The organism is Streptomyces malaysiensis subsp. samsunensis (assembly GCF_024519315.1).
In the GTDB taxonomy this organism is placed as follows: domain Bacteria; phylum Actinomycetota; class Actinomycetes; order Streptomycetales; family Streptomycetaceae; genus Streptomyces; species Streptomyces malaysiensis.
This window is the reverse complement of record NZ_JANIIC010000044.1, coordinates 1-25,916: the sequence shown is the minus strand read 5'-3', so window position 1 is coordinate 25,916 and position 25,916 is coordinate 1. Positions and strand designations below refer to the sequence as shown.

The 25,916-nt window shown below is 71.4% G+C and carries 22 protein-coding genes and 1 tRNA gene; 17 read left to right on the top strand and 6 right to left on the bottom strand.

The window, feature by feature from the left end:
- Window positions 1-39 precede the first annotated feature (39 nt).
- Together NQU54_RS31285 and nudC are read left to right on the top strand one after the other, a co-directional pair.
- On the top strand, window positions 40-1,443 hold the full coding sequence (locus NQU54_RS31285; protein WP_257633962.1) for a M20/M25/M40 family metallo-hydrolase: 1,404 nt from the start codon (window positions 40-42) through the stop codon (window positions 1,441-1,443).
- Window positions 1,444-1,494: 51 nt separating this feature from the next.
- Window positions 1,495-2,430, top strand: a complete 936-nt coding sequence (gene nudC, locus NQU54_RS31280) for an NAD(+) diphosphatase (RefSeq protein WP_257633961.1) — start codon at window positions 1,495-1,497, stop codon at window positions 2,428-2,430.
- A gap of 1 nt (window position 2,431) precedes the next feature.
- On the opposite strand, the gene NQU54_RS31275 is transcribed toward nudC, so the two are convergent.
- Window positions 2,432-2,674 (bottom strand): mycoredoxin, encoded by a 243-nt coding sequence (locus NQU54_RS31275; protein WP_069864256.1) that lies wholly within the window; start codon window positions 2,672-2,674, stop codon window positions 2,432-2,434.
- 171 nt (window positions 2,675-2,845) lie between these two features.
- On the opposite strand from NQU54_RS31275, the gene NQU54_RS31270 reads away from it, so the two are divergent.
- The 4 genes from NQU54_RS31270 to NQU54_RS31255 all read left to right on the top strand — a co-directional run bounded on the left by NQU54_RS31270 (window position 2,846) and on the right by NQU54_RS31255 (window position 6,332).
- Complete coding sequence (locus tag NQU54_RS31270) at window positions 2,846-5,098, top strand: ATP-dependent DNA helicase UvrD2 (protein ID WP_308408513.1); 2,253 nt, start codon at window positions 2,846-2,848, stop codon at window positions 5,096-5,098.
- 182 nt (window positions 5,099-5,280) lie between these two features.
- Complete coding sequence (locus NQU54_RS31265; RefSeq protein WP_079152989.1) at window positions 5,281-5,547, top strand: hypothetical protein; 267 nt, start codon at window positions 5,281-5,283, stop codon at window positions 5,545-5,547.
- A gap of 114 nt (window positions 5,548-5,661) precedes the next feature.
- Window positions 5,662-6,024 carry a WhiB family transcriptional regulator gene (locus NQU54_RS31260; RefSeq protein WP_069864252.1) on the top strand — a complete coding sequence of 121 codons (363 nt, stop codon included), beginning with the start codon at window positions 5,662-5,664 and terminating at the stop codon, window positions 6,022-6,024.
- Window positions 6,021-6,332 (top strand): putative WhiB-interacting protein, encoded by a 312-nt coding sequence (locus NQU54_RS31255; protein WP_069864250.1) that lies wholly within the window; start codon window positions 6,021-6,023, stop codon window positions 6,330-6,332. Before NQU54_RS31260 ends, NQU54_RS31255 begins: the two co-directional genes overlap by 4 nt.
- 382 nt (window positions 6,333-6,714) lie before the next feature.
- Here NQU54_RS31255 and NQU54_RS31250 read toward each other — a convergent pair whose 3' ends face one another.
- Together NQU54_RS31250 and NQU54_RS31245 are read right to left on the bottom strand one after the other, a co-directional pair.
- Entirely contained in the window at window positions 6,715-8,184 is a 1,470-nt protein-coding gene (locus NQU54_RS31250) for an ABC1 kinase family protein (RefSeq protein ID WP_257633960.1), read from the bottom strand.
- A gap of 74 nt (window positions 8,185-8,258) precedes the next feature.
- Window positions 8,259-9,398: a ThiF family adenylyltransferase gene (locus tag NQU54_RS31245; protein WP_257633959.1), complete on the bottom strand. Its 1,140-nt coding sequence runs from the start codon at window positions 9,396-9,398 to the stop codon at window positions 8,259-8,261.
- A gap of 264 nt (window positions 9,399-9,662) precedes the next feature.
- On the opposite strand from NQU54_RS31245, the gene NQU54_RS31240 reads away from it, so the two are divergent.
- The 4 genes from NQU54_RS31240 to NQU54_RS31225 all read left to right on the top strand — a co-directional run bounded on the left by NQU54_RS31240 (window position 9,663) and on the right by NQU54_RS31225 (window position 13,751).
- On the top strand, window positions 9,663-10,292 hold the full coding sequence (locus tag NQU54_RS31240) for a M48 metallopeptidase family protein (RefSeq protein ID WP_069864244.1): 630 nt from the start codon (window positions 9,663-9,665) through the stop codon (window positions 10,290-10,292).
- A gap of 213 nt (window positions 10,293-10,505) precedes the next feature.
- Window positions 10,506-12,281: a TerD family protein gene (locus NQU54_RS31235; protein ID WP_257633958.1), complete on the top strand. Its 1,776-nt coding sequence runs from the start codon at window positions 10,506-10,508 to the stop codon at window positions 12,279-12,281.
- 11 nt (window positions 12,282-12,292) lie between these two features.
- Window positions 12,293-12,976 (top strand): AIM24 family protein, encoded by a 684-nt coding sequence (locus NQU54_RS31230; RefSeq protein WP_069864241.1) that lies wholly within the window; start codon window positions 12,293-12,295, stop codon window positions 12,974-12,976.
- Window positions 12,977-12,992: 16 nt separating this feature from the next.
- Window positions 12,993-13,751 carry an AIM24 family protein gene (locus NQU54_RS31225; protein ID WP_257633957.1) on the top strand — a complete coding sequence of 253 codons (759 nt, stop codon included), beginning with the start codon at window positions 12,993-12,995 and terminating at the stop codon, window positions 13,749-13,751.
- Window positions 13,752-13,891: 140 nt separating this feature from the next.
- On the opposite strand, the gene NQU54_RS31220 is transcribed toward NQU54_RS31225, so the two are convergent.
- A complete protein-coding gene (locus NQU54_RS31220) occupies window positions 13,892-14,422 on the bottom strand; it encodes an NUDIX hydrolase (RefSeq protein WP_372506094.1) in 531 nt (176 codons plus the stop codon).
- Window positions 14,419-15,873, bottom strand: coding sequence for a zinc-dependent metalloprotease (locus NQU54_RS31215; RefSeq protein WP_257633956.1), 1,455 nt, complete (start codon window positions 15,871-15,873; stop codon window positions 14,419-14,421). The genes NQU54_RS31220 and NQU54_RS31215 overlap by 4 nt, the downstream gene beginning before the upstream one ends.
- A gap of 191 nt (window positions 15,874-16,064) precedes the next feature.
- On the opposite strand from NQU54_RS31215, the gene NQU54_RS31210 reads away from it, so the two are divergent.
- The 4 genes from NQU54_RS31210 to NQU54_RS31195 all read left to right on the top strand — a co-directional run bounded on the left by NQU54_RS31210 (window position 16,065) and on the right by NQU54_RS31195 (window position 19,378).
- Window positions 16,065-17,174, top strand: coding sequence for an NAD-dependent epimerase/dehydratase family protein (locus NQU54_RS31210; protein ID WP_069864235.1), 1,110 nt, complete (start codon window positions 16,065-16,067; stop codon window positions 17,172-17,174).
- A gap of 102 nt (window positions 17,175-17,276) precedes the next feature.
- Entirely contained in the window at window positions 17,277-17,744 is a 468-nt protein-coding gene (locus NQU54_RS31205; RefSeq protein ID WP_257633955.1) for a molybdenum cofactor biosynthesis protein MoaE, read from the top strand.
- A gap of 275 nt (window positions 17,745-18,019) precedes the next feature.
- On the top strand, window positions 18,020-18,202 hold the full coding sequence (locus NQU54_RS31200) for a hypothetical protein (protein WP_079258936.1): 183 nt from the start codon (window positions 18,020-18,022) through the stop codon (window positions 18,200-18,202).
- A gap of 81 nt (window positions 18,203-18,283) precedes the next feature.
- Window positions 18,284-19,378, top strand: coding sequence for a YlbL family protein (locus NQU54_RS31195; protein WP_257633954.1), 1,095 nt, complete (start codon window positions 18,284-18,286; stop codon window positions 19,376-19,378).
- A gap of 21 nt (window positions 19,379-19,399) precedes the next feature.
- Here NQU54_RS31195 and NQU54_RS31190 read toward each other — a convergent pair whose 3' ends face one another.
- Window positions 19,400-19,966: a PPA1309 family protein gene (locus NQU54_RS31190; RefSeq protein ID WP_257633953.1), complete on the bottom strand. Its 567-nt coding sequence runs from the start codon at window positions 19,964-19,966 to the stop codon at window positions 19,400-19,402.
- Between the two features lie 135 nt (window positions 19,967-20,101).
- Between NQU54_RS31190 and NQU54_RS31185 the strand changes: the two genes are divergently transcribed.
- The 3 genes from NQU54_RS31185 (at window position 20,102) to NQU54_RS31175 (ending at window position 25,224) form a co-directional block, all read left to right on the top strand.
- Entirely contained in the window at window positions 20,102-23,053 is a 2,952-nt protein-coding gene (locus NQU54_RS31185) for a UPF0182 family membrane protein (protein ID WP_257634005.1), read from the top strand.
- Between the two features lie 68 nt (window positions 23,054-23,121).
- Window positions 23,122-23,195: transfer RNA gene (locus tag NQU54_RS31180), tRNA-Met, on the top strand.
- Between the two features lie 181 nt (window positions 23,196-23,376).
- Window positions 23,377-25,224, top strand: a complete 1,848-nt coding sequence (locus tag NQU54_RS31175) for a tetratricopeptide repeat protein (protein WP_079152988.1) — start codon at window positions 23,377-23,379, stop codon at window positions 25,222-25,224.
- The last annotated feature ends 692 nt before the right edge of the window (window positions 25,225-25,916 follow it).

The window sequence follows — 25,916 nt, the reverse complement described above, 5'->3', positions numbered from 1 at the left end:
CCGCCCTCGCCCCCTCGCGGGCCGGATAGGCTCACATGCATGAGCAACACCCCGGACACGGACAACGCCGTCCGCGCCTATGTGGACGGCCATGGCGCCGCCTTTCTCGCCGAACTCTCCGAGTGGCTGCGCATCCCGTCCGTATCCGCCGACCCCGCCCGCACCGACGACGTCCGGCGCAGCGCCGAGTGGTTGAAGGACCACCTGGCCGCGACGGGCTTCCCGGTGACTGAGATATGGGACACACCGGGCGCTCCGGCCGTGTTCGCCGAATGGCCGTCCGGTGATCCCGACGCCCTTACGGTGCTCGTCTACGGCCACCACGATGTCCAGCCCGCCGCCCGTGAGGACGGCTGGCGCACCGACCCCTTCGAGCCCGTCATCGAGGACGGCAGGCTCCATGCCCGCGGCGCCGCCGACGACAAGGGGCAGGTCCTTTTCCACACCCTGGGGATACGGGCGCATCTCGCCGTCACCGGCCGCGGCGCGCCCGCGGTGAACCTCAAGCTGCTGATCGAGGGCGAGGAGGAGTCGGGCTCCCCGCACTTCCCCGAGCTGATCCGCTCGTACGCCGACCGACTGGTCTGCGACACCGTGATCGTCTCCGACACCGGGATGTGGTCGGAGGACACTCCGACCGTCTGCACCGGTATGCGGGGCCTCGTCGACTGCCAGATCGATCTCTACGGCCCCGGCCAGGACATCCACTCCGGCTCCTTCGGCGGCGCGGTCCCCAATCCGGCCACCGAGGCCGCCCGGCTGGCCGCCGCCCTGCACGACGCCGACCGTAAGGTGGCGATCCCGGGCTTCTACGACGGCGTCGTGGAGCTGACCGACCGTGAGCGCGAGCTCTTCGCCGAGCTGCCCTTCGACGAGGCAGGCTGGCTGCGGACCGCGCATTCGCGGGCCACGCTCGGCGAGGCGGGGTACTCCACCCTGGAGCGGATCTGGGCCCGTCCCACCGCCGAGGTCAATGGCATCGGCGGCGGCTACCAGGGGCCGGGTGGAAAGACCATCGTGCCCTCGGCCGCCCAGCTGAAGCTCTCCTTCCGGCTGGTGGCGGGCCAGGACGTGGAGAAGGTCCAGTCATCCGTGCGGGACTGGGTCGCCGCCCTGCTCCCGGCCGGTATCCGCCATGAGATCACCTATTGGGGCGCCACCCGCCCCTGTCTGACCCCGCTGGACCACCCCGCGCTCCAGTCGGTCGTCCGGGCCATGGGGCGCGCCTTCGACCAGAAGATCCGCTTCACCCGCGAGGGCGGATCGGGTCCCGCCGCCGATCTCCAGGACGTCCTCGGCGCTCCGGTGCTCTTCCTGGGCATCTCGGTGCCGTCCGACGGCTGGCACGCGCCCAACGAGAAGGTCGAGCTCGGCCTGCTCATGAAGGGTGCGGAGACAGCCGCCCATCTGTGGGCCGATCTCGCCGAGAATGGACGGGAATAGCTCGCTTATGTACGTAAACCGCCCGTTGCACTGGGGAAGTTGGAAGCAGCTGTGACCACCTCGACCGACCACGCCACCGACCGGCCGATCACGCTCAGCGCCCCGGGCGGTATCGACCGCTCCGCGCACCACCGCTTGGACGAGGCGTGGCTGGCCGCGGCCTGGAGTCACCCGACGACGCGTGTCTTCGTGGTCTCCGGCGGCCAGGCCCTGGTCGACGACACCCCGGACGGCCGCACCGAACTCGTCATGACCCCGTCCTTCGAGGCCCCGCCCACCGAGAACCACCGCTACTTCCTGGGCACCGACCAGGAGGGTGTGCGCTATTTCGCGCTGCAAAAGGACTCCCTGCCGGGGCGGATGGACCAGTCGGCACGCCCCGCCGGGCTGCGCGAGGCGGGCGCGCTGCTGTCCCAGCGGGACGCGGGGCTGCTGGTGCACGCGGTCGCGCTGGAGAACTGGCAGCGGCTGCACCGCTTCTGCTCACGCTGCGGTGAGCGCACGGTGATCGCGGCGGCGGGCCATATCCGCCGCTGCCCGGCGTGCGGCGCCGAGCACTACCCGCGGACCGACCCCGCGGTGATCATGCTGGTGAAGGACGAGCAGGACCGCGCGCTGCTCGGGCGCCAGGTGCACTGGCCGGAGGGGCGCTTCTCGACGCTGGCGGGCTTCGTGGAGCCTGGCGAGTCGATCGAGCAGGCCGTGGTCCGCGAGGTGGCGGAGGAGGCGGGCGTCGCGGTCGGCGAGGTCGAGTACGTGGCCAGCCAGCCGTGGCCGTTCCCGTCCAGCCTGATGCTCGGCTTCATGGCGCGGGCCACGTCCTCCCGGATCCAGGTGGACGGGGAGGAGATCCACGAGGCGCGCTGGTTCTCCCGGGAAGAGCTGCGGGCCGCGATCGAGTCCGGAGAGGTCCTGCCTCCGTCCGGTATCTCGATCGCGGCCCGGCTGATCGAGCTCTGGTACGGCGAGCCGCTGCCGCGAGGCTGACTCAGACCCCGACCTTGGCCTTGACCTGCGCAAGGGACGGGTTGGTCAGGGTCGACCCATCGGGGAAGAGAACGGTCGGCACTGTCTGGTTGCCGCCGTTCGCCTTCTCGACGAAGGCGGCCGACTCCGGGTCCTGCTCGATGTTGATCTCGGTGTAGGTGATGCCCTCGCGGTCCATCTGGCCCTTCAGGCGGCGGCAGTAGCCGCACCAGGTGGTGCTGTACATCGTCACAGTGCCGGACATCGGTCTTCGCTCTCCTCGGGGTCGTGGTGGGTGGGCAGAAGGTGAACGCTCACCTTCCCCCGGTCATTCCCGGGCCCCTTCCCCCGGTCAGTCAATGCGTTCATATGACCGGAGGGTCTCGGCTGTGGACAACCGGCACGGCCGTCTCAGGGGACCTGGCAGCATGGCGGGGTGACAGCAGCAACGTCCTCCACTCTGTTCCCGCAGGGCTCCACACCGGGTGGCTACGAGGCCACGCCACGTGACGCCGACGCGGTGCTCGACGGGCTCGACCCCGAGCAGCGCGAGGTGGCGACGTCCTTGCACGGCGCGGTGTGCGTGCTGGCCGGGGCCGGCACCGGCAAGACCCGCGCCATCACCCACCGGATCGCCTATGGGGTGCGCGCGGGCATACTCCAGCCGGCCAGTGTGCTGGCGGTCACCTTCACCAACCGGGCGGCGGGGGAGATGCGCGGCCGACTGCGGCAGCTCGGCGCGGGCGGGGTGCAGGCGCGCACCTTCCACTCGGCGGCCCTGCGGCAGCTTCAGTACTTCTGGCCCAAGGCGGTCGGCGGGGAGGTGCCGAGGCTGGTCGAGCGCAAGGTGCAGCTCGTGGCCGAGGCCGCCGCGCGCTGCCGGGTCCGGCTGGACCGCAATGAGCTGCGGGACGTGACCGGTGAGATCGAATGGTCGAAGGTCACCCAGACCGTGCCCGAGGACTATCCGGCCGTGGCCGCCAAGTCCGGCCGGGAGGCGCCCCGCGACACCGCCGAGATCGGCCGGATCTACGCCACCTATGAGCAGCTGAAGCGCGACCGCGGCGTCATCGACTTCGAGGATGTGCTGCTCCTCACGGTCGGTGTGCTCCAGGAGCGGCCGGACATCGCCGATCAGGTGCGCCGTCAGTACCAGCACTTCGTGGTGGACGAGTACCAGGACGTCAGCCCGCTCCAGCAGCGGCTGCTTGAGCTGTGGCTGGGCGACCGGGACAGCCTGTGCGTGGTGGGCGACGCCAGCCAGACCATCTACTCCTTCACCGGCGCCACCCCCGACCATCTGCTCAACTTCCGCACCCGCCACCCCGGGGCCACGATGGTCAAGCTGATCCGGGACTACCGCTCCACCCCCCAGGTGGTCCACCTGGCCAACGGGCTGCTCTCCCAGGCCCGCGGCCGGGCCGCCGAGCACCGGCTGGAGCTGGTCTCCCAGCGGGAGGCGGGCCCCGACCCGGCCTACGCCGCCTATCAGGACGAGCCGGCCGAGGCCGAGGGCACCGCCCGGCGGATCCGTGAGCTGATCACCCCGGTCGAGCAGGGGGGCGGCGGCGTCCCGGCGAGCCAGATCGCGGTCCTCTACCGGGTCAACGCCCAGTCGGAGCTCTATGAGCAGGCGCTGGCCGATGCCCAGGTGCCCTACCAGCTGCGCGGCGCCGAGCGGTTCTTCGAGCGGCCCGAGGTGCGCGAGGCGGGGCTGCTGCTGCGCGGCGCGGCCCGCGGGGGAAGCGCCGATCCGGCGCTGGCGGATGTCGATATCCCGTCCCAGGTGCGGGCCGTGCTGGGCACCCGAGGCTGGACGCCCGAGCCCCCGGCGGGATCGGGCGCGGTGCGGGACCGCTGGGAGTCCCTGGCCGCCCTGGTGCGGCTCGCGGAGGACTTCGCGGCGAGCCGCCCCGGGGCCACGCTCTCGGATCTGGTGGCGGAGCTCGATGAGCGGGCGGCGGCACAGCACGCCCCGACCGTGGAGGGTGTGACCCTCGCCTCACTCCACGCGGCCAAGGGTCTCGAATGGGACGCCGTCTTCCTGGTCGGTCTCACCGAGGGGATAATGCCGATCACCTACGCCAAGACGGAGCAGCAGATCGAGGAGGAGCGCCGGCTGCTCTATGTGGGGGTCACCCGTGCCCGTCGCCATCTGACGCTGTCCTGGGCGCTCTCGCGAGCTCCGGGAGGCCGGGCCTCCCGCCGCCCCACCCGCTTTCTCAACGGGCTGCGGCCCGGCTCCCAGGCCATGGGCGCCCGCACCCCGGGCGGGAGCGGTGGGATCGAGCGCGGGGCGGCGGCCCCGGGCGGGGGCGGCGCGGTGCGCAGGCGGCGCGGCCCGGTGCACTGCCGGGTGTGCGGCAGGGCGCTGACCGACGCGGGCGAGATGAAGCTGATGCGCTGCGAGGGCTGCCCGTCCGAGCTGGACGAGGCGCTCTATGAGCGGCTGCGCGACTGGCGGGCCGAGCAGGCGGGGCTGCTGGGGCAGCCGGCCTACTGCGTGTTCACCGACAAGACATTGCTCGCGATCGCCGAGGCCGTTCCGGGAACCGAATCGGAGCTCACCCGCATCTCCGGTGTCGGACGGCGGAAGCTGGACCGGTTCGGGGCCGATGTTCTCGCGCTGTGCGCGGGCCGGGAACTCCCCTCGGCAGTCGATGGCGAGGGCGGCGTCGAAGCCGGGTGAAGCCATTCGGGTGACCCTTGGCAAAACTCGACGGAAAAATAGTTTGCGCGCGCCGAGGCCATACCCATAGCCTTCCGAGCACGGAGACAACGGCCCTTCCAGGAGCCAAGGATTCCGTGTTGTACTGAACACCCGGACTGGTTTCGATCGGTCCCTGAGACGCCGAGAGGAGGCGAAGACCAGTGATCACCTTCATCAACACCATCAAAAAGGCCGATCGGTCGGTCGTCGCCACATGCCTGCTCGGCTCTGAGCTCCCTGGCACCGGTATGCCCGGCGCCAATGAGGCACGTCTCAGCGAGCGACCGATCCAGGCACCTGCGGTAGCAGCAGCGGCACAGGCAATGGCCTATGCCTTTGCGGCCAATGGTGCCGAATCCCGGATGACGCAGCAGCACCACAAGACGTGGGCCTTCCGCAGGCTCGAACCCTGGAGTTATCCAGCCTGATCCAGGATCAGGTCGGCACCTTCCAGGGCCGCGGAACCCACACCGGGATCCGCGGCCCTTTTGATTTGCCAAGCCCGGCCACCAGCCGGACCGAAGAGACGAGGAACACACCCCGTGCAACTCAACGCACCTGCCCCGTCCGCATCGACCGACCTGAACCGCCCGCCTGACTCCTCGGAGGACTCCTTGACCCCGCTCACCGCCCTCACCGAACTCGATGAGGCCATCGAGAACCTGGGTGTAGCCGTTCCGTGCCGTTCGTACGACCCGGAGGTCTTCTTCGCCGAGTCCCCGGCCGACGTCGAGTACGCGAAGTCGCTGTGTCAGACCTGCCCGCTGCGCGAGGCATGCCTCGCCGGTGCCAAGGACCGCCGGGAGCCCTGGGGTGTCTGGGGTGGCGAGCTCTTCGTCCAGGGCGTGGTGGTGGCCCGCAAGCGGCCGCGTGGTCGCCCGCGTAAGAACCCGGTCGCGGCATGAGCACCCACGGCACCATCGATCGCCCAGCGACGCACGACCCCATGAAGCAGGTCCCGACGATGACCCCACCGGTCTCCGACACCCCCGCACCTGATACCTCCGGCGCGCCCGAATCGCGCCAGAACAGGAACCGAGAGATGCAACTCATCCAAGAAGCCCTGGCTCGTGCGCATATGCACGACCGGATCCAGGAGGCCGAGTCCGAACGGCAGGCCGTTCGACTCGCCGCCGCCCGCCGGATGCAGCGCCGCGCGGAGCGTGCCTCGCTCCGCGCCCGCCGCGCCCTGGCCATGGCGGTCATGCAGTGACGCGGTGACTACCGTGCGCGGCGCCGACCAGAAGCGGGGCTGACACGAACACACGCTGATGGGTCATACGCCGACCCATCGCGCAACCACAGAGGGCCGGTCCGATCGGACCGGCCCTTCGGTTACCCCAAGGCAGCCGCGCTCGGGGCGAGCGCTACCCAGGCGCGTAGGCGCCACCCTCGGGGTCGTGGGCGCCACCCCCGGCGACAGAGGCGCCAATCCCGGCGTTGGAGGCGTGACCGGCGTGACCGGCGTGACCGGCGTGACCGGCGTGACCGGCGTGACCGGCGTGACCGGCGTGACCGGCGTGACCGGTCCGGCCGGTGCTGCCAGTGCCGCATGTGCCGCCGATCTGGCCGGTGCGGCCGGGCGGCGAGCGGGCTCAGGCCGACGTCTCCGCGGCCTCGGGCTCCTCCTTGACGCCTTCCTCGACGCGTCCATCGGGGCCTTCTTCTACGCCTTCTTCCGCGCCTTCTTCTGTATTTGCTTCTTCGGCGCGGTCCTCGGACTCCGGGTCCGCGGCGAAGCCGGGAACCCACGCTTCGAGCTCCTCCCGCATCCGCACGGTGGCACCCAGCTGGCACAGCACTCCGATGGTGCTCAGGGTCACCCGGTGAATCAGCAGATAGGCGGGCGGCAGATTCAGCTGATTGCCCAGCTCATAGACGGGGGAATGACGGTCGGCCATCCGTGCCGCCTGGCTGCGCAGCCACTGCCGGTCGAAGACGAACGCGTCGACCTGGGCCGGTTCGATCATCGGCAGCAGGAAGTCCAGCAGATCATCCGGGTCGATCTCGATCGTCGGCTTGACGAACCCCTCCCCGCGCATCAGCTCATAGACCCCCGTGGCGTCGCCCTCAAGGGCCATGCGCAGCGCGATGCCGATGGGCTCCGGAAGCCCTCCCGGGAGCCGGTTCACCGATCCGAAGTCAAGGACCCCCAGCTTCCATCGCTCCGGCGGTCCGTCCGGGGAGTCACCGGTCAGCAGCCGGAAGTTCCCCGGATGCGGATCGGCGTGCAGCAGCCCGGTGCGGGACACCCCCGAGAACAGAAAGTGGGCCAGCAGCTGCCCGGCGCGGTCCCGCTGCTCCTGTGTGCCGTCGGCTATCACCTCGGAGAGCGGTATCCCCTCCAGCCATTCGGTGATCAGTATCTGGTCGCTCTGGTGCACCACCTCGGGCACCATGATCTCCGTGTCCTGTGCGTACTCCTCCACATGGGCCTGCTGGGACGCCGCCTCCAGCGCGTAGTCCAGCTCCTCGGCGACCCGCTCGCGCAATTCCGCGATCAGCGGCTTGATGTCCAGCCCCGGCACCAGCGGCCCCAGCACCCGGGCGAACCGACTCAGTTGGCTGAGGTCGGACAGCAGCGCCTCGCCCGCCCCCGGGTACTGGATCTTGACCGCCACCTCGCGCCCGTCGTGCCAGACCGCCCGGTGCACCTGCCCGATCGAGGCGGCCGCCGCCGGTTTGTCCTCGAACTCCTGGAACAGCTCCGGCCAGTCCGGGCCCAGCCGCTCCTCCAGCGCCGCGTGCACCGTACGGGTGGGCATCGGAGGGGCCGCTTCCTGGAGCTTGGTGAGGGCCGCCCGGTAGGGCTTGGCTATCTCCTCGGGCAGCGCCGACTCGAAGACCGACATGGCCTGCCCGAGCTTCATGGCCCCGCCCTTGAGCTCACCGAGGACCTTGAACATCTGCTCGGCGGTGCGCTGCTGGACCTCGCGGGCGACGATCTCCGCCGGCCGTCCCCCTATCCGCTTCCCGAGCCCCCACGTGGCGCGCCCCGCGAATCCCAAGGGCAGCGCCGCCAGTTTGGCGGTACGGGTGATCGCCTTGCGCGGCAGATCGGTCATGCGCCCCTCCAACTACAGCCGTGCCATCCCGGAAGGTGGTTCCCGGGCCCCCGTGCCCACTCCGCGGACGTGGGTCACCGGGACATTGTCGCGTGCGGTGCCTCTGCGGCCGAGGCATATACGGCATCCTCCTCCCCGGCGGCTCCGCAGCCGCATCCGGGATGTGCTTCGACCGGACGTGCCTCCCAGATGAGGAAGGGGAGCGCCAACTCCCACCGGACACCCGTGCCTCCCGAGGGCCGGCCGTCGAGGAAGGCCAGCGCCTGCACCGCTGTGAGCCCCGCCACCACCATCGCCAGCGCCGTGTCACAGGCCGGGGCGGTCCGGCGGCGCCCGGACCGCCACTGCGCGAGCATCCGCGGCCAGGCGGGCTCCCGCTCGGCCCGGCCCGCCGCGGCGCAGCCCGCGCAGGGTGTGATGCCCGGCACCACCAGCGGCCCCACCACCCCCGTGGCCTCGATGACTCCCGCGTAGAGATGGGGTGTGCCGGAGGCGAGCAGCGGCTGGGCCGGCTCCGGAGCCGGTGCGTACGCGGCGAGGCCGTCACGCGGGGTGATCACCACAAGCGCCAGACCGGTCTCTCCTGAGGAAGTCCGCTCTTCGGCGGAGGTCCGCTCCCGGGCCGACCGGCGGGGGAGCGGACCCGGCGCGGCCTGTCGCACCACACGGCGCGCGGCCAGATCCCGGCGCTCCCCGATCTGCTCGGCCGACAGCCCGCCGGGCGCCACATCCCAGGGCTCGACACAGCCCCCGTCCACCACATCGACCCGGCCTACCCCCGAGCCCGACAGGGCGGCCGCGACCGCGGCCCCGACCCGGCCGGCGCCCCGCACCTGAACCCGCATCGCCCGCCGCGCGGCGAGCAGCCGCGCAGCCGCCCCGGGCTCGGGGTGTAGCACCGCAAGCGCCCCCGCGTCGGGCCGCAGCCGGTCCAGGGCCGCGGCCGGCTCACCGCCGTCCTTCGGCTCGTCCAGCAGACCGGCCGCCGCCAGCCGGTCCACCAGTGCGTCGGCCCGCCCCTCCGGCAGCCCGATGGCCCGGGCCTCCTGCCGCAGCAGCGGCAGACCGCGGGTGCCGTCCAGCAGCTCCAGAAAACTGCCCGTGGCAGTGTCCACCGGCCCCATCACCACCGCATGCGCCCGGGCCACCCCGAACTGCACCGTGTCCCGGCTCCGCCAGCCGCGCCGCAGCGCGGGCTTGAGCATCGGATGCATAGCCGCCCCCCGTTGATGTGCTGTATCTCTTCGCGTCCGTACTTACCTGTTCATGGCGTTTCGCGTGGATTTGCATCGGTTCGTTTCCGTTGAACCGCCTTCAGCATGCGGGTCGGTGCCCGGAGCCCGCAGTGCGTTGTCCACAGGCAGTGGAATAAGTCGTACGAACACCGGTCATACAAGCCGTGCACACCGTGGAGTGGTTCGGTCCGCAACCAACGGCGGGGTGGGACTTCCCCGGCCGCCAGCGGGTAACGTCAGGGCGTGTCCGCCGACCCGTCCTCTCGCGCCACGGGAGAGACCCCCTCCCGCAGCGCCGCGAGCGCACCGCGCACCGTCCCGAGCCCGAAGAGTCGAGATTCGGACGCGAACCCGGTCGAGGTCCGCCGGAGCACCCGGCGGCGCAGGACGGTCTCCGCCTATCGCGAGGGCGATCGCACCGTCGTCCTCATCCCCGCCCGGATGTCCGAGGCGGAGGAGCAGCGCTGGGTGAGGGTCATGCTGGAGAAGCTGGCAGCGCAGGAGAGCAAGCGGATGCTGGGCGACGCGGAGTTGGCCGCCCGCGCCGAGTGGCTCTCCGAGCAGTACCTGGGCGGTCGGGCCCGGCCCGCCTCCGTTCGCTGGGTCACCAACCAGAACACCCGCTGGGGGTCATGCACCCCCGCCGAGGGCAGCATCCGGCTCTCGCACCGGCTCCAGGGCATGCCGGAGTACGTCGTGGACTATGTGCTCCTCCACGAGCTCGCCCATCTGCTGGTGCCCGGTCATGGCCCACGCTTCTGGCGGCTCCTGGAGGCGTATCCGCGGACCGAGCGCGCCCGGGGCTATCTCGAAGGGGTGGTCGCCGCCGGGCGGTTGCCGCACCTCTCCGGGCCCGGGGACGACCAGCCGTAGGGAGCGGCGCCCGGGACGTCACAGGACCGGGGGCGGCACGTCACGGAACCACGCCCGGCACGTCACAGGACCACGCCCGGCACGTCACGGAACCAGGCCCGGGACGTAACGGAACCACACCCGGGCCCCCGGACGTCGCTCATAGTCGGCGGCAGCGGCTAGCCTGACGCGCAATGCACACACCGGTATCGGGATGGGGGACGGTCCTAACGTATGGCCAGGGAATTCCAACGCGGCCACAAGGCCAGGATCAGTGATCTGACGGCCGGGAGGGATCTGTACATCGGGGTGCAGATCGCCGGGCCCGGGCTGAGCTTCGACATCAGCTGCTTCGGCCTCGACGCGGACGAGCGGCTGTCGGACGATCGCTACTTCATCTTCTTCAACCAGCCGAAATCACCTGAAGAAGCGATACAGCAACTCGGACCGCAGGCCGGCGACACGGATTCGTTCCGCGTCACGCTCGACCGCATCCCGTCCACCATCCAGAAGCTCTCCTTCACCGCGACCATCGACGGTGCCGGGCAGATGTCGCAGGTCGGCCCCGGCTACCTCCGGATCGTCGCGGGCGGCGAGGAGGTGGCCCGGTATTCCTTCACCGGCTCGGAGTTCAGCACCGAACGTGCGGTGATGCTGGGCGACTTCTACCTCAAGGACGTCTGGCGGTTCGCCGCCGTCGGGCAGGGCTTCGACGGGGGACTGGAGGCGCTCCTCAAGAACTTCGGCGGCGAGGTGGCCGAGGAGGAGCCCGCCCCCGCGCCCGCCCAGGGCACGGCGCCCGGTTTCGCGCCGCCCGGCCAGGCGGCCGCCGCCCCGGCCTTCGCGCCCCCGGCCGGAGCCCCTGCCCCTGCGCCCGCCGCACCGCAGCCTGCCCCGGCCCCGCCCGCACCGCAGCCCGCCCCCGCCTTCGGCGCTCCCCAAGGAACGCCGCCCCAGGGAACGCCGCCTCAGGGAACGCCCGCCCCGGGTACGCCCCCGCAGGGAGCGCCCCAGGGCACACCCCCGCAAGGCGTTCAGCCGCCCGTCCCCGGCACCCCGCAGATGCACGGCGCCCCGACGGTCGCCGCGCCCATCGCGCCGCCCGGTCAGGTGCCGCCCCCGGGCCAGATGCCGCCGCCCCCGGCACCGCCGGGCCAGTTCCCGGGCCATCAGCCCCCGTTCGGCCAGGCGCCGGGTCAGACCCCGCCCGCCCCCGCGCCGTATGGTCAGCCGCCCGCCCAGCCATACCCCGGCCAGCCCGGTCCGCCCGGTGGACAGCCCGGTCAGCCGGGCCAGCCCGCTCCTTACGGTCAGCCGCAGGCCATGGGCGTGCCCCAGGGCGGTGGCGCGCCCGGGCTCCAGGCCGCGCTCGCCAAGTACCGCGAGGCGCCCACCGGTCAGCGCTGGACGCCGCAGAACCCCCGGCTGATGCGGGTCGACCTCGGTGTCGGCGGGCAGCCCGTGCTCGCCCGCCAGGGCACGATGGTGCTCTACCAGGGCAAGGTCGACTTCAGCTACAAGGGCGCCGGTTTCCGCGGCCGGATCGCCGGCAACGCGACCGGCCAGGAGATGCAGCTGATGCGCTGCACCGGCCAGGGCCAGGTCTTCCTCGCCGAGAACGCCGCCGAACTCCACCCGATCGAGCTCCAGGGCGACGCCATCTGTGTCTCCGCCGAGAACGTGCTCGCCTTCGATGAGTCGCTGCACCATGAGGTGCGCCGGATCGAGGGCCATGGCATCCCCGGTGGAGCGCTGTTCACCATGCAGTTCCAGGGCACCGGCACCGTCGTGGTGAAGACCGAGGGCACGCCGGTCGTCCTCCCCGTCACCCCGACCACCTTCGCCGACAGCAACGCCATCGTGGCGTGGTCCGCCGGATCCCAGGTGATCATCTCCAGCCAGGTGCGGCTGCGCCGCAGCGCCTACCCCGGCCATAGCGGGGAGACCGTGAACCTCCAGTTCCGTGGCGCGCCCGGCAACTTCATCGTCGTCCAGCCCTACGAGGTCTGAAGGAGCCCGTCATGGACCAGCAAATGATCTCGGGCTTCGCACCCGCCCCGGTGGCCGCCCGTATGGAGAACCACGGCTCCAGCATGCTCAAGGTCGCCATGCAGAGCGGCCAGGACCTCTTCGCCCGCACCGGCTCGATGGTGGCCTACGAGGGCTTCGTCCAGTACGAGCCCAATCCGCCCGCGGTGCGGCAGATGGCCTCCCAGTGGCTGACCGGTGAGGGCGCCCCGCTGATGCGGTGCAGCGGCGACGGACTGCTCTACCTCGCCGACTACGGGGCCAACGTCGTCTGCATCAACCTCAACGGCGACGCGCTCTCGGTCAACGGCACCAACCTCCTCGCCTTCGACGCGCACCTCCAATGGGGCGTCGAACGCGTCAAGGGCATCGCCAAGTTCGCCGGTCAGGGTCTGTTCAACGTAGGCGTCTCCGGCACCGGCTGGGTCGCCCTGACCTCCCGCGGCATCCCCATCGTCGTCGACTGCGGCCGCGGCGAGGACGAGACCTATGTGGACCCGGACGCGCTCGTGGCCTGGTCCTCCGGGCTCAAGGTGAAGGGCAAGCGCAGCTTCAAGGCGTCGTCCCTGATCGGCAGGGGCAGCGGCGAGGCGTATCAGCTCGGCTTCTCCGGGCAGGGCTTCGTCGTCGTACAGCCCAGTGAGGACAGCACCGACCGGCTCCGGGCCCGGGGCTGAGGGGGAGGGACACCAGATGCAGAGCCCGCTTTTCGCCTTCACCGAGGCCCAGACGCAGGACCGCTACGCGCTCCAGAATCCGCAGCTGCTGCGGGTCGCCCTGAGCGGCCATGAGGATGTGCTCGCCCGTAAGGGCAGCATGGTCGCCTATCAGGGGCTCATCGAGTTCGACGGCGAGTACCAGACGCCGGGACAGCGCAGCGCCCGGGGCCGCACCGGTGAGGGCCTGGACCTGATGCGCTGTTCCGGGCAGGGCACGGTCTACCTCGCCAACCTCGCCCAGCACATCCATGTGATGGACGTGGACCACGACGGGCTGACCGTCGACAGCTCCTATGTGCTCGCGCTCGACTCCACGCTGCACTGGGAGGCGATCGCGGTGGACAGCCAGTACGGGATCTCCGGCTCCGGCAAGTACAACCTCAACATCTCCGGCCAGGGCAAGGTCGCGCTGATGACCTCGGGGGAGCCGCTCATGCTCCAGGTCACCCCCGACAAGTACGTCAACGCCGACGCGGACGCCATCGTCGCCTGGTCCAGTTCGCTACGGGTCCAGATGCAGGCGCAGACGCACTCCTCGGGCGTCTGGCGGCGGCGCGGCAACACCGGCGAGGGCTGGGAGCTCAGCTTCCTCGGCCAGGGCTACGCCCTTGTGCAGCCCAGCGAGCTGCTTCCGCCGCAGAACGCGGTGGCGGGGGGCGGCATGGCGGCGCAGTTCGGCATGGGCCAGCAGGGCGCCCGCGGTCAGAACCAGGGCAACATCTTCAGCAACTGACGGCGGCCACGCTCACCCCGGTCAGTCCTCACCCCGGCCACCGGCTCACCCCGGCCACCGACGCGACGGCGGCGGGTCCCTCGGACCCGCCGCCGTCCCGCACTCCGTATGGCTCCTGCCCCGCGTTCGGAGCTCAGGGCTCAGAGCAGCGCACGCGTGCGCGTCACCAGGAGCCGCACCGACTCATCGGCCACGTCCGCCACCTCGTCGTAGCCGAACCAGCGCAGATCCAGTGACTCGTCGCTGATCGCCGTCACCGCGCCCCGGGGCGCCACCACCGCGTACTGGACGTCCAGATGCCAGGCGCAGGGGGTGTGGTGCCTGTCGAGCCGCACCGGGCCGTCCGGCAGCAGCGTCAGCTCCTCGATCCCCGACTCCTCGGTGGCCTCGCGCAGCGCCGCGCCCGCGAGCGTGGTGTCGCCCGGCTCGCAGTGGCCGCCCATCTGGAGCCACATCCGCAGTTTCCGGTGCAGGGTGAGCAGCACGCGCCCCCGCTCCGGGTCGATCACCAGCGCGCTCGCCGTGATGTGGCCGTCCCCGCACGCCTTCCACATACCGTCCGGATACGCGGCCAGATGGTCGCCGTACAGCAGCCGCAGCCGCTCCTGGGCGGCATCGGGCGCGGGCCACTCGGTGAGCACCCGCGCCGCGTCCTGGTGCAGATGGTTCACTTCTCGCCGTCGCCCCGGTCGTCGCCCTCGCCGTCCGTGCGGTCCTTACGGAGGTCGGGACGGTCGGGGTCGTCCTTACGGTCCGCACCGCCCGCCGCCTCGCCGAGCATCTTGTCCAGCTCGGAGAAGTCCAGCTGCTCGCGGTGGACGAAGCCGTCCGGGTCGTCGAGGTCCTGCGCCGTCGGCAGCATGTCCGGATGCGCCCACAGCCCGTCGCGCCCCTCCAGGCCGCGGGCGTCGGTCAGGGAGGCCCACAGCCGGGAGGCGTCCCGCAGCCGACGCGGCCGCAGCTCCAGGCCGATCAGCGTGGCGAAGGTCTGCTCGGCCGGGCCGCCGCTCGCGCGGCGCCGCCGCAGCGTCTCGCGCAGGGCGTCGGCGGACGGCAGATGCGGCTTGGCGGCGGCGTGCACCACCGCGTCCACCCAGCCCTCCACCAGCGCCAGAGCGGTCTCCAGACGCGCCAGCGCGGCCTTCTGCTCGGGGGTGTCCTCGGGCTGGAACATGCCCTGCTGAAGCGCTTCCTGCAACTGCTCGGGGTGGGTCGGGTCGAGCTGACCGACCGCGTCCTCCAGCTTGGCGGTGTCGACCTTGATGCCGCGGGCGTACCCCTCGACGGCGCCGAAGAGGTGCGAGCGCAGCCACGGCACATGGGCGAACAGCCGCTGATGGGCCGCCTCGCGCAGCGCCAGGTAGAGCCGGACCTCCTCCTTGGGCACGCCGAGGCCGGAGCCGAGCGCCGCGATGTTGACCGGCAGCAGGGCCGCCTTGCCCGCCGGGCCCAGCGGCAGCCCGATGTCGGTCGAGCCGACGACCTCACCGGCCAGTACGCCCAGCGCCTGCCCGATCTGGGTGCCGAACATGGCGCCGCCCATCGAGCGCATCATCCCGAGCAGCGGGCCCGCCATGGCCTGCATCTCCTCGGGCAGCACATCGCCCATGGCGGCACCGACCCGCTCGGCGACCGGATCCACCAGGTCCTTCCACACCGGCAGGGTGGCCTCGACCCACTCGGCGCGGCTCCAGGCCACCGCGCTGCCGGAGCCCGAGGGCAGCGAGGTGACGCCGTCCAGCCACAGGTCCGCGAGGCGCACGGCCTCCTGGACCGCGGCACGGTCGGCGGGGCCGACGCTCTCGTCCTTGCTGCCGTCGGCGGTGCCGCGCGCGACCGTCTGGCGTGCGATGTCCTTGGCCATGTCCCAGTTCACCGGGCCGCCCTCGTAGGAGAGCATCTGCCCGAGCTGCTGGAACGCGGCGCCCAGGTCGCCCGGATTCAGTGAACCGAACATCGCGGCGAACGGATTCTCCGCGCCGCCCGCGCCACCGGGGCCGCCGCCGAACCCGAAGGGATTCGCGGGGCCCTGCTCGCCGCCCTGGCCGCCCTTCTTCTTACCGTCGTCGCCGTCGTCCGGCTCCTCCGGCGGAAGGCCGAATCCGAATGGGGTGTCACTCACGGGTTTCCTCGGCTCGTTGGGCCACCGGCCCCGGGCCGGTGGCGGATGCCCGACATCACCACCCAGCCTAGACACCTCGCCGGTTTCCGGGCTCGGTGCTTCGCTGATCGCCGCCCTGCGGCAGGATGGACGTCACCTGGTACGTATGCGTGCATGCGCTGCGTACTGAAGACAACCGCTGGAGACGCCCGGTGAGTTCCCCAGACCGAGAAGTTCGCGCTGCGCGAAACGATACGGCCCGCACCGTACGACGGCCCGTCGTGGCGGTGACCGGTGCCGCCTCGGGCCCAGGTGCCCTGCTGACGCAGCGGCTCGCGGAGTCCGAAGAGGTCAAGCAGGTCCTGGCCATCGATGAACGCCGCGGTGAGGTGACCGAGGCGCAGTGGCATGTGCTGGACGTCCGCGATCCGGCCATCGCCGACAAGCTGCGCGGCGCGGACGTGGTGGTCCACCTCGCCGTCGACCTGGACCTGGGCACCGATACCGCCGCCCGCACCGCCTACAACGTGCGCGGCACCCAGACCGTCCTGACGGCCGCCGCGGCGGCCGGGGTGCGCCGGGTGGTGCTGTGCACCTCCGCGATGGTCTACGGGGCGCTCCCGGACAACGACGTGCCGCTCGCCGAGGACGCGGAGCTGCGGGCGACCGCCGAGGCCACCGGCGTCGGCGACCTCCTGGAGATCGAACGGCTCGGGGAGCGCGCGCCCCGGGCGCATCCGGGGCTGAATGTGACCGTGGTGCGCCCGGCGGTCCTGGTCGGCGGCACGGACACCGCGCTCACCCGCTACTTCGAGTCACCGCGGCTGCTGGTCGTCGCCGGATCCCGTCCCACCTGGCAGTTCTGCCATGTGGAGGACCTGGTCGGGGCGCTGGAGTACGCCGCCCTGGAGAAGGTCGAGGGTGAGCTGGCCGTCGGTTGCGAGGGCTGGCTGGAGCAGGAGGAGGTCGAGGAGCTGTCCGGCATCCGGCGCATGGAGCTGCCGTCGGCGGTGGCCCTGGGCGCCGCCTCCCGGCTGCACCGGCTCGGTCTGACGCCGTCCCCGGCCGGCGATCTCGCGTACACGATGCATCCCTGGGCGGTCAGCGGCAGCAGGCTGCACGCGGCGGGCTGGCGGCCGAGCTGGACCAATGAGGAGGTCCTTGCGGAGCTGCTGGAGGAGGTCTCCGGCCGCCATACGGTCGCGGGCCGGCGGCTCGGCCGTAAGGACGCCACGACGCTCGGCGCCGCGGGTGCGACCGTGGCCCTGGTGGGCACCGCGGCGATCGTGCGCCGCGCCCGTAAGGCGCGCCGCCGGGCCTGAGGCGGGCGCTCCCGGGCGCTTTCCGGCGTTCCGGAAGATACTTTCCGGGATCCGGTATCCGATTGCTCCATTCTTTCCACGAGGGCGGGACGGTACGGCACGATGGACCACATGGCACATTCGTACGATCACCCCGGCGAACTCGGCTCCGCCCACCCCATCCGGCTGCTCGCCGTCCGTGACACGCCCCTGTCCGTGGACGAGGTCTTCGGGGTGGTGGGCGATGCCGCGGCGGGCGGCACGGCGCTGTTCGTGGGCACCGTGCGCAACCACGACGGAGGCGCGGAGGTCGGCGCCCTCGGCTATTCCGCGCACCCCACTGCCGAGGCGGAGCTGCGCCGGGTGGCCGAGAAGGTCGTGGCGGACTTCCCGGTGCGCGCGCTGGCCGCCGTGCACCGGGTGGGCGATCTGGCGATCGGCGATCTGGCCGTGGTGGTGGCCGTCTCCTGCCCGCATCGCGCGGAGGCGTTCGCCGCCTGCCGACGGCTGATCGACGACCTCAAGCGCGAGGTCCCGATCTGGAAGCACCAGACCTTCGCCGACGGCACCGAGGAATGGGTGGGTGCGTAGCGCCTCGTTGGGGGGTGGTGGTCGGGTGACGGGAGGGCGGGTGGGCGCGTAGCGCCTCGTTGGGGGGTGGTGGTCGGGTGACGGGAGGGCGGGTGGGCGCATGAGGAATGGGTGGGCGCGTAGGGGGAAAGCGCATGCGCATGGGGGCACGGAAGGGTGTACTCCGCTTGCGTAACCCCCACCCTGCCGTAAGCGTTGACCTGGCAGAGGTTTAATCTGCTCATCTGTCAGTCGCGGCTGTTCGTCGCGATTTTTCAAGGGGTCGGGAGGCTGCTGTGGGCGCGCTTCTCTGGTTGCTGATTCCACTGTTCGCGGCGATAGGCGCGGCGATATACGCCGGCATAGCCGCCCGGGCCGGCAAACGGAAGTCCGGGGGAGATGTGGCCGAGCTGGCCGGATATGCCCGCTTCCGCGAGGCGATGGAGCGCCGGCCCTCCGATTCGGACGCCGCGGCCTGACTCCGCGCTCCCCGTCCGCGCCGCCCCTCGTACGGACGGCCCCGACGGTGGACTGACGGACGGGTCCCGTACTGTCGTTCCATGCCACGCCGCACCGCGACGATGCTCGCTTCCCTTCTGATGCTGATCGCGCTGCTCTGCGCCGGAGTGCTGATCCCGGTGCCGTACGCGGAGATGTCGCCGGGGCCGACCTACAACACCCTGGGCGAGCACAACGGGGAGTGCGTGCTACAGATCTCCGGCAGTAGGAGCTGTGAGACCGCCGGTGGCCATCTGAACATGACCACGGTCCGGGTCACCGGCTCCGAGTACCGGATGAACCTCGTGGAGGCCGTCTACGGCTGGCTGGCGCACGATGACGTGGTCGTGCCGCACAGCACCCTCTACCCGGACGACAAGACCCCGGACCAGGTGGACCAGCAGAACGCGGAGGAGTTCACCCAGTCCCAGGAGTCGGCCAAGGTCGCGGCGTTGCGAGCGCTGAAGAAGCCGGTCACCGCGCATGTGATCGTCGGCGCCGTCCAGAAGGGCGCCCCGGCCCAGGGCAGGCTGCACGCGGGCGATGTGATCAAGTCGGTGGACGGCACGGCGGTGCGCGAGCCCGATGACGTGGCCAAGCTGGTCACCAAGCACAAGCCGGGCCAGAAGGTGGTCTTCTCGGTCGTCCCGGCCAAGGACGTGGCCGCGGCGGAGAAGCGTGGCAAGCAGCCGACCGGCGAGGAGCGCGTCACCATCACCACCACGAAGGCGGACAAGGGTCCCTCGCGCGCCATCGTGGGCATCCAGGCCGGGATCGACTACACCTTCCCGTTCCGGATCGACATCAAGCTGGCGGACGTGGGCGGGCCCAGCGCGGGTCTGATGTTCGCGCTGGGGATCGTGGACCGGCTGTCGCCCGGCGATCTCACCGGTGGGAAGTTCATCGCGGGCACCGGCACGATCGACGACAAGGGCACGGTCGGCCCGATCGGCGGGATCGAGATGAAGACGATCGGCGCGCGCGACGCGGGCGCCCGCTACTTCCTCACGCCCAAGGAGAACTGCGCGGCCGCCGCCAAGGACGTGCCGAGCGGGCTGCGGCTGGTCAAGGTGCACACGATCGACGACGCCCTCACGGCGCTCGAGAAGCTCCGTAAGGGGGACACCGCCGGTCTGCCGAAGTGCACGACGGGCTGAGCGGCGCCCCCGTGGCGGGCGTCAGTCGGTGGTGGCGAAGGTGGCGGCGAGGGCGTCCGCCAGGCCCGGCACCAGTCCGGCCCCGGTGACCACCTCGGTGGGGGAGCCCTTCTCGCGCAGCCGCAGGGCCGACTCGCGCGCGCCGTCCCGCAGTACGGCGACGGTCATCCGGACCTCCTGGCGGTCCGGGTGGTCGGCGACCCATTTGGCCAGTGCGGCGTCGTCCAGGCCCTCGGGCACGGCGCCTTCGGCGGACGGCGGCAGCATCTGCCGCTCCACGGTCAGGGCGCAGCCGGTCACGGCGTCGGGCCAGGCGATGGTGGCGAGGAACTCGTCCAGCGGGGCGCCGGAGGGCATCTCGTCCTGCTCGATGGGGGTCAGGGAGGCGATCTCCTCGCCGTCCTCGTCAAGGCCGAGCTGGGCGGCGAGGCCGGGCTCCTCGGTGCGCAGCCGGGCGGTGTCGACGAGGGCGAAGAGCCGGGCGGGTTGGTCCCAGCCGAGCCCTGCGGCGTACTCGTCGATCTCGAGGACGGCTCGGGTCAGCGGATGCGCGGCCAGCGGGCCGGTGCCGGGGGTTGCGTTGGACATGGTTCATATCGTGCCCTGTTCGGACCCGGAAACGGGAACTGAGTAAAGCCTGAGTAAGTTGCATCAGGTGGGCCCTGGGTTTCAGGGTCCCCTCAATCGACAGCGAACTTCGAGGTGCGCACCTTGGCTTTCCAGATGCCGGACCGCGGCGGAGGCCCGACGGGGCCGCGGGTGAGAGTCGGCCGACCGTCCCGGCGTGCCAGAACCCTGCTCATGACCCTGGGCGTGCTGGCCGTGTTGGCCATGCTCTTTGTCATGTTTGCCGGGTTTTGGACGGATTGGCTCTGGTATAGCTCTCTTCATTACTCTTCCGTCTTCAGCACCACCTTGAAGACGAAGATCGGGCTGTTCTTCGTCTTCGGCGTGCTGATGGCCACGGCCGTCGGGATCAACATCTGGCTGGCGCACCGGCTGCGGCCGCCGCTCAGCGCGATGTCCATGGAGCAGCAGAGCCTGGACCGCTACCGGATGGGCATCGCCCCGTTCAAGAAGTGGGTGCTGCTCGCGGTCACCGCCCTGGTCGGGCTGATCGCGGGCGCCTCGGCGGCCGGCCAGTGGCGCATCTGGCTGCTGTGGGTCAACGGCGTGCCGTTCGGTCAGAAGGACCCGCAGTTCCACAAGGACGTGGCCTTCTACGCCTTCGATCTGCCCTGGTACCGCTTCCTGCTGAGCTTCGGCTTCGCGGCCACGGTGCTCTCGCTGATCGCCGCCGCCCTGGTGCACTACCTCTACGGCGGCCTGCGGGTCACCAGCCCCGGCGCCCGCGCGACCGCCGCGGCCACCGGCCATCTGTCGGTGCTGCTGGGCGTCTTCGTCGCGCTCAAGGCGGTGGCGTACTGGCTGGATCGCTACGGCCTCGCGGTGAAGTCCAGCGACTTCAAGGCGACGGGCAACTGGACGGGTCTGCGCTACGTGGACGCCAACGCCTATCTGCCCGCCAAGACGATCCTGTTCTTCATCGCGGCCATCTGCGCGGTGCTCTTCTTCGCCACGCTGTGGCGCCGCACCTGGCAGCTGCCGGTCATCGGCTTCGGGCTGATGGTGCTGTCGGCGATCCTGATCGGCGGGCTCTACCCGGCGATCGTGCAGAAGTTCCAGGTCCAGCCGAACGAGCAGGCCAAGGAGGCGCCGTACATCCAGAAGAACATCGAGGCCACGCGCCAGTCGTACGGCATCGATGACTCCAAGGTGGCGGACTACTCCGGTAAGAACGACAGCGACAGCGGCGGCGAGAAGCTCCGCAAGGACGCCAATACGGCGGCCAGTTACCGGCTGATGGACCCCAGTGTCATCTCGCCGACCTTCCAGCAGCTCCAGCAGGAGCGTAAGTACTACCAGTTCCCGTCCACGCTGGACGTCGACCGCTACAAGGGCGCCGACGGCAAGGACCAGGACACCGTGGTCGGTGTGCGCGAGCTGAACCTCAACGGCATCCCCAAGCGGAACTGGATCAACGACCACTTCACCTACACCCATGGCTACGGCATGGTGGCGGCGAAGGGCACCACGACCGATCCCAACGCGGACCCGGCCGGCTCACCGGACTTCACCGAGTCCGGGCTGCCCACCAAGTCCTCGTCGGGCGGCGGGGTCGGCACCTACCGGCAGCAGGTCTACTACGGCGAGAAGACCAACCAGTACTCGATAGTCGGCGGCCCCCAGAAGGAGCTCGACTACGAGAAGAACGGCGAGCGGACCACCAGCTACAAGGGCAAGAGCGGGGTCAGCCTCTCCAACCCGGTCAACCGCGCGGCCTACGCGGTGGCGTTCGGCGAGCCCCAGATCCTCTACTCGGGCGCGATCGGCGACGGTTCGCGGATCCTGTACAACCGCACGCCCAAGGAGCGCGTCGAGAAGGTCGCCCCCTGGCTGACCATCGACGGTGACGCCTATCCGGCGGTGGTGGGCGGCCGGATCAAGTGGATCGTCGACGCCTACACCACGACCAACGGCTATCCGTACGCCTCGCGGACGACCCTGGGCGACAGCACGGCCGACTCGCTGAGCGACGGAGACCGTTCGGTGGTCGCGCAGCAGAACAAGGTCAACTACATCCGTAACTCGGTCAAGGCGACCGTGGACGCCTATGACGGCACCGTGAAGCTCTACGAGTGGGACACCAAGGACCCGGTCCTGAAGACCTGGGAGAAGGCGTTCCCGGGCACCGTGCAGCCCAAGGACAAGATCAGCGGCGATCTGATGGAGCATCTGCGGTATCCGCAGGACCTGTTCAAGGTCCAGCGCGAGCTGCTGACCCGCTACCACGTCACGGACCCCAAGCAGTTCTACAGCGGCAGTGACGCCTGGCAGGTGCCCGAGGACCCGACCCACAAGGACGGGAACGCGGTGCCGCCGTACTACCTCAGCATGAAGATGCCCGACCAGAAGGCGCAGACGTTCTCGCTGACGACGACCTTCACCCCCAACGGGCGTCCCAACCTGGGCGCGTTCATGTCGATCGACGCGGATGCCAACAGCAAGGACTACGGCACGATAAGACTGCTGAAGGTCACCTCCAACGTGCCCGGTCCACAGCAGGTGCAGAGCGAGCTCAACGGTGATCCGGAGGTCGCCGAGTTCGTCCGTAACCTCAGGGGCACCGACTCCGACATCGAGTACGGCAATCTGCTCACCGTGCCGCTGGACAACGGCTTCCTCTATATCGAGCCGGTCTACGCCCGCGGTGGCAGCGCCAACTACCCGCTGCTGAAGAAGGTGGGCGTCTCCTACGGCAAGGAGACGGTCTTCAAGGACACCCTGGGGGAGGCCCTGGACGCCGTCTTCGGCGAGTCGTCCGAAGAGCGGCCACCGGACGACGGCGGTCAGGAAGAACCGCCGTCGAGCACCAACCCCACGGTGAAGGAGGCCCTCAAGGACGCCCAGGACGCCTATCAGGACGCCCAGGACGCGCTCCAGAAGCAGCCGCAGGACTGGGAGGCGTACGGCAGGGCCCAGGAGGACCTGAGGGACGCTCTGAACCGCGCCGCCAAGGCGGAGGAGAAGGCGGCCGACAGCAAGCAGGGGCAGAAGCAGAACCAGCCACAGAGCCAGAGCGCCGGTGAAGGCGCCGGTAAGAAGGGCGGCTGACCCTGACGACCTGCGAGAACGGCCGGCCGGCCGACCCCGCGCGCCGTGGTACGGTGGTTTCACCACGGCGCGGGGTGGAGCAGCTCGGTAGCTCGCTGGGCTCATAACCCAGAGGTCGCAGGTTCAAATCCTGTCCCCGCTACTAAAGGACGAGGCCCGGATCCGCAAGGATCCGGGCCTCGTTGTGCGTTCCAGGAGCGTCCACTCGGGGAATGCGGATACCAGCGTTTGGGTTGTCTCTCTGTGGGCATGTCGACAAAACGCTGAAGTGACCTCGTCGGCTGCGGTATACCAGGTGTACGCCGGATGCGGGTGATGCCACGATGGGATTTATGGGGGACAGGGTCAGTCTGTTGGAGACAGGGCGTTTTGCGCACACGCACGACGATGCCGAGGAAGAGACCCGGCACCGCCGTGCGGCCGAGGGCGGTGACACCGCCGCGATGAGCGCACTCGGCGCGCTGCTGCTGCGCCGCGGCGACCTCGACGGCGCCGAACCGCATCTGCGGGGAGCCACCGCGGCGGGCGATCGCGCCGCCGCCAACAACCTCGGCGTTCTGCTGCATCAGCGCGGCTACGCCGACGACGCCGCCGGCTGGTGGCGGATAGCCGCCGTCGCCGGATCCCCCGCCGCGGCCCACGCCCTGGGCCGCCACCACCGTGAGCGGGGCGATGAGCCCGCCGCCGAGTACTGGCTGCGCCAGTCCGCCGAGTCCGGGCACACCCTGGGCGCGTACGCGCTGGGCGATCTACTGGAGCACCGCAGCGACATCGGTGCCGAGCGCTGGTTCCGCACGGCCGCCGAGCGCGGCCACCGCGAGGCCGCGTACCGGCTCGCCCGCATCCTCGACGACCACGGCGACGAAGGGGACGAGCCGACGGCCGAGCGCCGCCGGGGCGCCGATGGCGCGGGCCGGGAGGAGGCCGAGCAGTGGTACCGGCAGGCCGCCGCGCGCGGCCACCGGCGCGCTGCCCTCCACCTCGGCACGCTGCTGGAGAAGCGCGGTGCGACCAAGGAGGCCGGCCGCTGGTACCTGATGTCGGCCAAGGACGGCGAGGCCCGTGCCGCCTGCGCGCTGGGCTTCCTGCTGCGCGACGCGGGCGACACCGACAGCGCCGCCGTCTGGTGGCACCGGGCGGCCCAGGACGGCGACGGCAACGCCGCCAACGCGCTGGGCGCGCTCCACGCCGACCGGGGCGAGCCCCAGACCGCCGAGCGCTGGTACCGCGCCGCGCTCGACGCCGGGGACATCAACGGCGCCTACAACCTCGGGCTGCTCTGCGCCGAGCAGGGCCGTACCGCACAGGCCGAGCAGTGGTACCGCCGCGCCGCCTACGCGGGCCACCGCGAGGCCGCCAACGCGGTCGCCGTGATGCTGCTTCAGCGCGGCGACGCGGCGGGCGCCGAGCCGTGGTTCTCCAAGGCGGCCGAGGCGGGCAGCGTCGACGCCGCGTTCAACCTGGGGATCTTGTACGCGGGCCGGGGCGAGGGCCGGGCCGCCCGGCAGTGGTACGAGCGGGCCGCCGCCGCCGGGCACACCGAGGCGGCGCTCCAGATCGGCCTCGCCTTGCAGCGGGACGGCGACCTCCAGGGCGCCGAGCGCCATCTGCGCTGCGCCGCGGGCGGCGGCAGCGCGGAGGGCGCCTTCCGGCTGGCCGCGCTGCTGGACCGCTCGTCGGTCGGCGGCGACCCGGCGACCGGCACCGGCTTCGGCAGCTCCTCCGGGACACGCTTCCCGACCCCGCCGCCCCACGACGGCTCCGGGCCCATCGTCCCCGAGTACGAGGAGTGGTACGAGCGCGCCGCGCGCCAGGGCCACCGGCGGTCCCAGGTGCGGGTGGGCATGTTCGCGGCCGCGCGCGGCGATGTGGTCGAGGCCGCGCGCTGGTACCGCACGGCGGCCGAGGCGGGCAGCAGCAACGGCGCGTTCAACCTCGGGCTGCTGCTGGCCCGCGAGGGCAGCGAGCCGGAGGCCGCCCTGTGGTGGACGCGTGCCGCCGAGGCGGGCCACGGCCGGGCCGCGCTGCGGCTCGCCCTGCTCGCGGCCCGGCGCGGGGCGCTCGCCGAGGGGCAGCGGTGGTGCGCGCGAGCGGTCGAACTGGGTCCCGCGGAGGTCGCCGAGCGCGCCGCCCGGCTGCGGGACGCGCTCCAGCAGGAACTCACGGCGTAAGGACCCCCGGCCCGGGGCTCCGGCCCAGTGCCCGTCGGCGGGCGTGCCACTGGCGGGTGTCCCGGTGTTGGGTGGCCCGCTGGTGGGTGTGCTAGTGGCGGGTGGCCAGGCCGTAGGTGTCCCAGCGGCGGATGACTCAGTGGCGTGCGGCCAAGAGGCCAGGCGCCCCGCCGACGGGTGGCCCGCTGGCGCGTGTCCCAGCGGTGGGTGTGCCACCGGCGGGTGGTCCATCGGCGGGTGTCCCGCTGGCGGGCGTGCTACTGGGGGCTGGCGACGGACGTCCCACGGCAGGCGGTCCAGAGGCGGGTGGCTCGCTGGCGGGCGGCCCGGTGGTAGGCGTGCTACCGGTGGGTGGCCTGGCGGCGGACGTCCCACGGGTGGGCGGTCCAGAGGCACGCGTCCCAGCGGCGGACGTCCCCCTGGCGTGCGGCCTAGCGGCAGGTGTCCCAGCGGCGGCCGCCCCACGGGCAGGCGCCCCTTCGGTGGGCGGCCCACTGGCAGGTGTGCCACCGCCGAGCGGCCCACCGCCCAGCGGCCCACCCCCCAGCGGCCCACCCCCGAGCGGCCCACCGCCGGGCGGGCCCGCGGGGGGCCCCCCGGCGGGGGCTTCCCGGGGGGGGAATACCCACGGGGGGGGGGGGGGGGGGGGCCGGGTCGGGGGGGGGGCCCCCCCCGGGGCCGCCGCCCTCGCC